At 78.6% G+C, this 6,095-nt stretch carries 6 protein-coding genes; all 6 read right to left on the bottom strand.

Annotated elements, in window-relative coordinates:
• Positions 1-173 precede the first annotated feature (173 nt).
• Positions 174-1,118 (bottom strand): ABC transporter substrate-binding protein, encoded by a 945-nt coding sequence (locus ACRYMN_RS20560; protein ID WP_432499247.1) that lies wholly within the window; start codon positions 1,116-1,118, stop codon positions 174-176.
• Between the two features lie 22 nt (positions 1,119-1,140).
• On the bottom strand, positions 1,141-1,860 hold the full coding sequence (locus tag ACRYMN_RS20555) for an ABC transporter permease subunit (protein ID WP_432499245.1): 720 nt from the start codon (positions 1,858-1,860) through the stop codon (positions 1,141-1,143).
• 3 nt (positions 1,861-1,863) lie between these two features.
• Positions 1,864-2,514 (bottom strand): ABC transporter permease, encoded by a 651-nt coding sequence (locus ACRYMN_RS20550; RefSeq protein ID WP_432499243.1) that lies wholly within the window; start codon positions 2,512-2,514, stop codon positions 1,864-1,866.
• Between the two features lie 89 nt (positions 2,515-2,603).
• Complete coding sequence (locus tag ACRYMN_RS20545) at positions 2,604-4,037, bottom strand: serine hydrolase domain-containing protein (protein WP_432499241.1); 1,434 nt, start codon at positions 4,035-4,037, stop codon at positions 2,604-2,606.
• A gap of 70 nt (positions 4,038-4,107) precedes the next feature.
• The gene (locus tag ACRYMN_RS20540) at positions 4,108-5,073 is read right to left on the bottom strand and encodes a co-chaperone YbbN (RefSeq protein ID WP_432499240.1); all 966 of its coding nucleotides are present in this window, start codon (positions 5,071-5,073) and stop codon (positions 4,108-4,110) included.
• A 98-nt stretch (positions 5,074-5,171) separates the two neighbouring features.
• Positions 5,172-5,951, bottom strand: a complete 780-nt coding sequence (locus tag ACRYMN_RS20535) for a DUF8094 domain-containing protein (protein WP_432499238.1) — start codon at positions 5,949-5,951, stop codon at positions 5,172-5,174.
• Positions 5,952-6,095 lie beyond the last annotated feature (144 nt).

Below are 6,095 nucleotides of genomic sequence, written 5' to 3'. Positions count from 1 at the left end.
CGGGTCGGGGCTGTCCAGGGTCGTCGCGGACAGCACCGCGCGCGGGACCGGGCTCACCGCGCCAGGGTGGCGCAGCGGGGGGGGGGGGGCCCCCCCCCCCCCCCCCCCCCCCCCCCCCCCCCCCCCCGGGCGCGCCCCCCCCCCCCCCGCGTCGCGGGCCCTCGCGCGGGGGCTCAGCTCGCGGGCACCTGCACGGGGTTGTCGGCCAGGTACGCGCGCGCCACGTCGACGACCGGCTCGCGGTCCACCTGCACCCGGGCCAGGTACTCGGTGAGCTTCTCGGTGGTCAGGGTGGCCGAGAAGGCGTTCAGGGCGGCGGCGACCCGGGTCTCGTCCCGCACCGCGCTGATGAGCGGGACGACGTTCTGGGCCAGGAAGACGTTCTCCGGGTCCTCCAGCACGACCAGGTCGTTGGTCTCGATGGCCGAGTCGGTGGTGAAGATGTTCGCCACCTGGATGTCGCCGCCCAGCAGCGCCTGCACGGTCAGGGGGCCACCGGCGTCCAGGGGGCGGAACTCGGCGAACTCCACGCCGTACACCTCCCGCAGGCCCACCAGGCCCTGGTATCGCTCGGTGAACTCCGGCGCCCCGCCGGCGACGAGCTGCCCGGCCACGGGTGCCAGGTCCGGGATGGCGCGCAGGCCGTACTGGTCGGCGGTGGCACGGGTGACCGAGAGGCTGTCCTTGTCCTCGGCCTGCGACTGCTCGAGCACCTGCAGCCCGTCGGGCAGGACGTCCTGCAGCGCCCCGTACACCTCCTCGGACGTGCTCACGCCCTCCGGGGCGCCCCCCTCGGAGAAGGCCGCGAGCAGCGCGCCGGTGTACTCCGGGATCAGGTCGATCGAGCCGTCCTCGAGGGCGCGCAGGTAGACCTCGCGCGAGCCGATGCTGAAGCTGCGCTGCACCTGCTCGCCCGCGGCTTCGAGCACCTGCGCGTACATCTCCGCCAGCAGCTCGCTCTCGGGGAAGTTCGCCGAGCCGATGGTGATCGACCCGGCCGCGGAGCTGGCCGCGGGCGTCGGCTCGGACGCCAGCGGGTCGTCGCCCGCACCGCAGGCGGCCAGGGTCGAGCCGGCGCCGGAGGCCAGGGCCATCGTCAGCAGTGTCCTGCGGTTCACGGGTGGGTCCTTCCGTCGGTCCTCACGCCAGGTCGGCGTCGAGGCGGGACTGTGCGGGGGTCGGCGGGCGCGAGCCGCGGCGGCGCGCGCCGCGGCCGGTGAGCCCGGGTGAGACGACGGCGCGCTGCACCAGGGCCAGCAGCACGTCGAGCACCACGGCCAGCACGGCCACGACGACCGCACCGGCGACCACGCGACCGTAGTCGTTGAGCGCCAGGCCGTCGATGAGCAGGCGGCCCAGGCCGCCCAGGCCCACGGAGGCGGCCACCGTGGCGGTGGCCACGACCTGCAGCGCCGCGGCGCGCAGGCCGCTGAAGAGCACCGGCAGCGCCATGGGCACCTCCACGCCGAGCAGCACCTGCAGCGGGCGCATGCCCATGCCGCGCGCGGCGTCCACGGCGGCGCGGTCCACCGAGCGCAGCCCGGCGTACGTGGAGGTGAGGATCGGCGGCAGCACGAGCACCACGAGCACGATCAGCACGGGCACGCGCCCCAGGCCCATCAGGGTCACCAGCAGCATGAGCAGGCCCAGGGTGGGCAGGGCGCGCCCGGCGTTGCCGGCGTTGACGGCCAGCCACGCGCCGCGCCCGGTGTGGCCGATGAGCAGGCCCACGGGGAACGCCACGAGCACGCCCAGCAGCAGGGCCAGGCCCGTGTACCCCAGGTGCGCCAGCACCAGCTCCGGGATCGAGCCGGGCCCGCTCCAGTGCGCCGGGTCCAGCAGGTAGGGGGTGCCGTCCACGGCTCAGCCCCTCCCGGCGGCGGTGCGCGTCCACGGCGTCGCCCAGCGCTGCAGCAGCACGAGCAGCCCGTCCACCAGCCCCGCCAGCAGCAGCGTCAGCACGATGCCGGTGACGATGGGGGCGGCGTAGAAGAGCTGGAACCCGCGGGTGAACAGCTCCCCCAGCCCGCCGACGCCGATGAGCGCCCCGACGCTGACGAGGCTGATGTTCGACACCGCCGCCACGCGCGCGCCGGCCAGCACCACGGGCAGCGCCAGCGGCAGCTCCACCTCCAGCAGCCGGCGGGTGCGCGGGTAGCCCATCGCGGTGGCCGCCTCCGTCAGCGCCGGGTCCACCGAGCGCAGGCCGTCGGCGACGGTGCGCGCCATGAGCGCCAGCGTGTAGACGGCCAGCGCCACCACGACGTTCACCGGGGAGAGGATGCGCGTGCCCAGCACGTACGGCAGCGTGACGAACAGCGCCAGCGACGGGATGGAGTACACGACGCCCGACAGGCCCATGAGCGGCTGGTACGCCCGCGGGAAGCGCACGCCGAGGTAGCCCACGGGCAGCGCCAGCAGCGCACCGGCCAGCAGCGGCAGCAGCGCGAGCACGACGTGCTCGCGCAGCGCGTCCAGCACCAGCGCGGAGTTGCCCCGCAGGTAGTCGACCACGGCGGCTCCCGGTTGGACCTCGAGGACGGGGGGCCCTCAGTGGATCACCCCGGCCCGCGGCCCGCGAGCCCGGGGTGCGCGGCGGGCGCTCAGCCCGGCGCGCGCAGCGCGGCCAGCGGCGGGGAGTGCAGCGGCTCGGTGCACCAGGTGCCGCGGAAGGTGCCCGCGGCCTCCTCCAGCTCCAGGCGCAGCCGGTGCGGGGTCTCGACGAACACCACGTCCACGCGCAGCCCGCCGGGCGTGCGCGCCCAGCTCGTGGCCAGCGCGCCGGTGGTCGTCCAGCCCGCCCCCAGGGCGGCGACCAGCCGGTCGGCGCCCTCGTGCAGCACCAGCGAGGCGCCGTCGGCGCCGTGCTCGACGCGCACCTCGCGCAGCGCGGCCGGGGCGCTGCCGGGCGCCGGGCGCAGCACCAGCGCGGGCGGCAGCTCGCCGGCGGCCGGGCCCGGGCCGCCGTCCTCGGCGCCGGGCAGGCGCAGCGCGCGCAGGCGCGCGGCCAGCGCCGCGTCGTGCGCGGCGGCGTCGCCCGGGAGCGCCGGGCCGGACAGCGCGGGCAGCAGGTGCTCCCACACCGCCTCCAGCAGCGCCTGGGTGCGGGTGCTCTGGCCCGTCAGCGCCACCACGGCGTCCTGCTCGGGCAGCACGAGGGCGAACTGGCCGTAGGCGCCGTCGGCGCGGTAGCCGTGGCGCGAGGGCCAGAACTGGTAGCCGTAGCCGAGCCGCCAGTCCGGGTCGGGGTGGGCGCCGGCGGTGTCCACGTGGGCGCGGCCGACCTCGTCGACCCACGCCTGCGGCAGCAGCTGCGCCTGGCCCCAGCGGCCGCGCCGCAGGTGCAGCTGCCCCAGCGCGGCCAGCGCGCCGGTGGTGGCGTGCAGGCCGGAGAAGCCGATCTCGCGGCCGAGCTCGTCGGTGAGCCAGGCCGTGCGCCCGACGCCCAGCGGGTCCAGCACGCGCGGGCGCAGGTAGGCGGTCAGGGTGCTGCCGGTGACGCGCTGCACGATCGCGGCCAGCGCGTACGTGCACGGCTGGTTGTAGGCGAACACCTCGCCCGGCTCGCCCTCCGGCGGCAGGCGCAGGAAGCCGCGCACGACGTCGCCGGTGGGGTCGGCCCTCGCCGCGTCGATCGTCTCGCCGAGGTGGCCGCTGGCCATGGCCGCCACGTCGCGCACCCGCGTGGCGCGCGAGCGCGGGTCGGTGACGTCGGCGTCGAGCTCGGGGAAGTACGACAGGACCGTGGCGTCGAGGTCCACCAGCCCCTCGGCCACCGCCAGGCCCAGCGCGGTGGCGGTGACGCTCTTGCTCACCGAGTACAGCAGGTGCAGCCGCTCCGGCGCGTACGGCGCCCACCAGCCCTCGGCCACGACGTGCCCGCCGCGCAGGACCGCCAAGGAGTGCAGCTCCACGCCGTCGGCGGCCTCGACGGCGTCGAGGAACGCGGCCACCCCGCGGGCGTCGACGCCGCGGGTGGAGGGGGCGCTGCGCGGCAGGTCCCGCGCCGGGGCGGTGGCGCTCGCATCGGTGCTCACGCCGGCGAGCCTAGGGCGCGGGCGCCGCCCGGCGCGCCGGGGCGCCGGGCGGTGCGCTCGGGACGGCGCGTCAGAACAGCGCGCGCGAGAGGGCGGTGCGGGCCGCGGCCACGCGCGGGTCGCCCGCGCCGACGACCGTGAACAGCTCCAGCAGGTGGGTGCGGGCCGCGTCGCGGTCCTCCCCGGCGCTGCGGCGCACCACGCCCAGCAGGCGCTCGAAGGCGTCCTCGACGTGGCCGCCCACGAGGTCGAGGTCGGCGGCGACGAGCTGGGCGGCGACGTCGTCGGGAGCGGCGGCCGCGGCCGCGCGCGCCTGCGCGAGGTCCACGCCCTGCACGCGCCGCAGCACGCCCACGCGCGCCAGGCCCTCGGTGGCCGCCGCGTCGCGCGGGTCGGCGGCCAGCGCCCGCTGCCAGGCGGCCGCGGCGGCCTCGTAGTCGCCGGCCAGCGCGGCGGCCTCGGCCTCGGCGTGCAGCGGGGGCGGCGGCGGGGCCGCCGGCTCCGCGGCGTCCGCGGCCGCCTCGTCGGCGCCGGGCACGCGGCCGGTGACGCCGTTGGCCTCGGCCACGCGCAGCACCTCCTCCAGCAGCGCCCGCCCCTCCTCCGCCGAGGGGTAGGCGCCGGTGAACAGCGGCAGCGGCTGGCCCTTGACGATCGCGGCGACCAGCGGGACCGCGCGCGCCTGCAGGGACTGCACGAGGGACTGCGCCAGGGCCGGCTCGGCCTGGGCGTCGACGCGCCCGAGCAGGAAGCGCCCGCCGAACTCGTCCGCGAGCTGCGCGAGGACCTCCGCGCCGGTGTCGTAGCCCTCCGCCCACAGGTCCAGCACGACGGGGAAGCTCACCGAGGACTGCACGACCTCGGTGAAGGTGTCCTCGGTGACGTCCACGACGAACGGCGAGCCCTGCTGCGCGGCGGGGTCGGCGGCCGCGCGGCGGGCGACCTCCTCGCGGCGGGAGTTGCGCGCCGCCAGCGCGCCCAGGTCCACCGCCCCGCGCAGGTTCAGCCCCGCACCGGGGGGCGTCGGTTGAGTCATGGCGGCAGCTTCTCACGCAGGCCGCGCGCGGCGGCGGGCGGCCGCGGGGGCGGGAGCGGGGGCGGGAACGGGGGCGGGAACGGGGGTGGCCGGCCCGCTCAGGTGGCCTCGACGGAGACCGGCCCGCTCTGCACGGCGACGGCGCTGACCGGCCCGCGCCCGGGCGGGACGGCGAAGACGACGACCTCCTGCACCACCGTGGTCACCGAGGTGAAGTCCGCGCGCCCGGCCAGCGCCGCGGCCGCCTCCTGCAGCCGCCCGGGCAGCCCGCCGGCGGGGCCGGCGGCCGTCACCGAGGAGCGGTAGCCGGCCACGACCAGCGCGCCGCCGTCGCGGGTGCGCACGGCCAGCACCGGGTCGGGCAGCAGGGTGCGCTCCTGCGTCAGCGAGCCGCCGGAGGCCTCCAGCGCGCGCGTCTGCTGCTGCACGGAGGCCAGCACGCCGTCGCGGTAGGCGTCGGGGGCGAAGCCGGCGGCGTCCTCGCTCGCGTCCCCGCGCAGCAGCACGTCCGCGTAGCCCTCCGCGACCTGCTGCGGGGTCATCGGCAGGTTGGTGCCCTCGTCCGGCGCGACGACGGCGGCGCCGTCGGCGGGGGCGCCGGTGGTGGGCAGGCTGGCGCCGGGCAGCAGCGAGGGCGTGCCCCACACCCGGTACGGCTCGCGCGCGCCGGCCGAGCGCAGCACGACGACGGAGGGGCGCAGGTCCGGGCCGGCCTCGGTGACGGTGAGGAACCAGCGCGGCCACTCGCGCTGGCGCGGCAGCACCGAGGAGAGGGCGTCGAGGTCGTCGGCGCTGACGGCTGGCGCGGTGGCGCCGGCGCGCGCGACGGTCGAGGCGGCGCGGCGCAGCTCCAGCTCGGGCCCGCTCGTGCGCGGCACCAGGGCGTCGAGGTCGGCGGTGGCCGGGTCCGGGGGGGGGGGGGGGGGGGGGGGGGGGGGGGGGGGGGGGGGGGGGGGGGGGGGGGGGGGGGGGGGGGGGGGGGGGGGGGGGGGGGGGGGGGGGGGGGGGGGGGGGGGGGGGGG

The sequence above is a fragment of the Kineococcus gypseus genome, from assembly GCF_050871305.1.
Taxonomy (GTDB): Bacteria; Actinomycetota; Actinomycetes; order Actinomycetales; family Kineococcaceae; genus Kineococcus; species Kineococcus gypseus.
The sequence above is the reverse complement of the archived record's forward strand: the minus strand, read 5'-3'. Positions and strand labels throughout refer to the sequence as shown.